A 3417-nucleotide genomic window follows, 5' to 3' on the forward strand; every position below is an offset into this window, starting at 1 on the left:
CAGTCTTGAAGAAGGCTGTTGTTCTTTAACAATTTGTAGAGTCGAATCAGCGTTGTCCGCGGAAAGCACTGAGGTGCACCGTGCCGCGGACAACATTTGATTGCGTCACCAGACTTCAACTCTGATTAGTCAGAGAGTAATTGAAGAACGGCATAACGTGAATACTCAAACAGTCCAAGAAAGAAGTTGGACTGCAGTCCTTGACGACATCAAGCGATGTCAAAGTTATAGGGTCAAGTGACTAAGTGCATGTGGTGGATGCCTTGGCGATTACAGGCGAAGAAGGACGTGATAGCCTGCGATAAGCTTCGGGGAGCTGGCAAATAAGCTTTGATCCGGAGATTTCCGAATGGGGAAACCCACCTCGCAAGAGGTATCGCACACTGAATACATAGGTGTGCGAGGCGAACCGGGTGAACTGAAACATCTCAGTAGCTCGAGGAATAGACATCAACCGAGATTCCGAAAGTAGTGGCGAGCGAAATCGGAGTAGCCCTCGTGATTTAGCAGATGGCATATCAGAACGGAATGGAAAGTCCGGCCATAGCGGGTGATAGCCCCGTATGAGAAATGTCGACTGTGGAACTAGGCACGAAAAGAGTAGGGCGGGACACGTGAAATCCTGTCTGAAGATGGGGGGACCATCCTCCAAGGCTAAATACTCGTAATCGACCGATAGTGAACAAGTACCGTGAGGGAAAGGCGAAAAGAACCCCGGGAGGGGAGTGAAATAGATCCTGAAACCGCATGCATACAAAAAGTCGGAGCCCTAAGGGGTGACGGCGTACCTTTTGTATAATGGGTCAGCGACTTACATTCAGTGGCGAGGTTAACCGAATAGGGTAGCCGTAGAGAAATCGAGTCCGAATAGGGCGTCTTAGTCGCTGGGTGTAGACCCGAAACCAGGTGATCTATCCATGGCCAGGATGAAGGTACCGTAACAGGTGCTGGAGGTCCGAACCGACTAGTGTTGCAAAACTAGCGGATGAGCTGTGGATAGGGGTGAAAGGCTAAACAAACCTGGAGATAGCTGGTTCTCTCCGAAAACTATTTAGGTAGTGCCTCAAGTATTACCTTCGGGGGTAGAGCACTGTTTAGGCTAGGGGGTCATGGCGACTTACCAAACCTATGCAAACTCCGAATACCGAAGAGTACAGCTTGGGAGACAGAGCACCGGGTGCTAACGTCCGGACTCAAGAGGGAAACAACCCAGACCGCCAGCTAAGGTCCCTAAAATTGGCTAAGTGGGAAACGAAGTGGGAAGGCTAAAACAGTCAGGATGTTGGCTTAGAAGCAGCCATCATTTAAAGAAAGCGTAATAGCTCACTGATCGAGTCGTCCTGCGCGGAAGATGTAACGGGGCTAAGCCAGTTACCGAAGCTGCGGATGCACAGTTTACTGTGCGTGGTAGGAGAGCGTTCTGTACGCCTGTGAAGGTGTCTCGTGAGGGATGCTGGAGGTATCAGAAGTGCGAATGCTGACATGAGTAGCGTTAAAGGGGGTGAAAAGCCCCCTCGCCGTAAGCGCAAGGTTTCCTACGCAACGTTCATCGGCGTAGGGTGAGTCGGCCCCTAAGGCGAGGCAGAGATGCGTAGCTGATGGGAAACAGGTCAATATTCCTGTACCGATCTATAGTGCGATGTGGGGACGGAGAAGGTTAGCTCAGCCGGGTGTTGGATGTCCCGGTTCAAGCATGTAGTCGTGGCCCTTAGGCAAATCCGGGGGTCTTAGATGAGGTGTGATAACGAGTCTGCTTGCAGACGAAGTGAGTGATACCCTGCTTCCAGGAAAAGCCACTAAGCTTCAGCTATAGACGACCGTACCGCAAACCGACACTGGTGCGCGTGATGAGTATTCTCAGGCGCTTGAGAGAACTCTGGAGAAGGAACTCGGCAAATTAACACCGTAACTTCGGAAGAAGGTGTGCCTTGAGTAGGTGAAGTTGTACAAATGGAGCCCAAAGAGGCCGCAGAGAATCGGTGGCTGCGACTGTTTATTAAAAACACAGCACTCTGCAAAGACGAAAGTCGACGTATAGGGTGTGACGCCTGCCCGGTGCTGGAAGATTAAATGATGGGGTGCAAGCTCTTGACTGAAGTCCCAGTAAACGGCGGCCGTAACTATAACGGTCCTAAGGTAGCGAAATTCCTTGTCGGGTAAGTTCCGACCTGCACGAATGGCGTAACGATGGCCACACTGTCTCCTCCAGAGACTCAGCGAAGTTGAAATGTTTGTGATGATGCAATCTCCCCGCGGAAAGACGGAAAGACCCCATGAACCTTTACTGTAGCTTTACATTGGACTTTGAACAGATCTGTGTAGGATAGGTGGGAGGCTTTGAAACCTGGTCGCTAGATCAGGTGGAGCCAACGTTGAAATACCACCCTGGTGTGTTTGAGGTTCTAACCTTGGCCCGTGATCCGGGTTGGGGACAGTGTATGGTGGGCAGTTTGACTGGGGCGGTCTCCTCCCAAAGCGTAACGGAGGAGTTCGAAGGTACGCTAGTTACGGTCGGAAATCGTGACGATAGTGCATTGGCATAAGCGTGCTTGACTGCGAGACTGACAAGTCGAGCAGGTACGAAAGTAGGACAAAGTGATCCGGTGGTTCTGTATGGAAGGGCCATCGCTCAACGGATAAAAGGTACTCTGGGGATAACAGGCTGATACCGCCCAAGAGTTCATATCGACGGCGGTGTTTGGCACCTCGATGTCGGCTCATCTCATCCTGGGGCTGTAGCCGGTCCCAAGGGTATGGCTGTTCGCCATTTAAAGAGGTACGTGAGCTGGGTTTAAAACGTCGTGAGACAGTTTGGTCCCTATCTTCCGTGGGCGCTGCAAGATTGAGAGAGCCTGCTCCTAGTACGAGAGGACCGGAGTGGACGCACCTCTGGTGTACCGGTTGTCACGCCAGTGGCATCGCCGGGTAGCTAAGTGCGGAAGAGATAACCGCTGAAAGCATCTAAGCGGGAAACTCGTCTCAAGATGAGTCTTGCCGGGGCCTTGAGCCCCCTGAAGGGTCGTTCGAGACCAGGACGTTGATAGGCTGGGTGTGGAAGCGCAGTAATGCGTTAAGCTAACCAGTACTAATTGCCCGTGAGGCTTGACCCTATAACTTTGACAGTCCCTTGATACAGGCACTGTTCAAAGTGAGGACTTCAAGTTAACCGTTCTTCAAAGCCTGAAGACGCAATCAAATCAAAACTGATTCACGCTCGCTGGCACCACCAGCAGCAGACTCTACAGATTGTTTGACCCATTCGGCTGCCTGGCTCAACGCCTCGCAGCCAACCCGTCAAGCCTGATGACCATAGCGAGTTGGCCCCACCCCTTCCCATCCCGAACAGGACGGTGAAACGACTCAGCGCCGATGATAGTGCGGATTCCCGTGTGAAAGTAGGTCATCGTCAGGCTATTA

The 3417-nt window shown here is 51.9% G+C and carries 2 rRNA genes; both read left to right on the forward strand.

Annotation, left to right across the window (positions count from 1 at the left end):
• The first annotated feature begins 231 nt into the window (after positions 1-231).
• Positions 232-3110, forward strand: a 23S ribosomal RNA gene (locus tag LZ017_RS21665).
• Positions 3111-3299: 189 nt separating this feature from the next.
• Positions 3300-3412: ribosomal RNA gene (gene rrf, locus LZ017_RS21670) — 5S ribosomal RNA — on the forward strand.
• The last annotated feature ends 5 nt before the right edge of the window (positions 3413-3417 follow it).

It is taken from the genome of Pelomonas sp. CA6, from assembly GCF_022549225.1.
In the GTDB taxonomy this organism is placed as follows: domain Bacteria; phylum Pseudomonadota; class Gammaproteobacteria; order Burkholderiales; family Burkholderiaceae_C; genus Roseateles.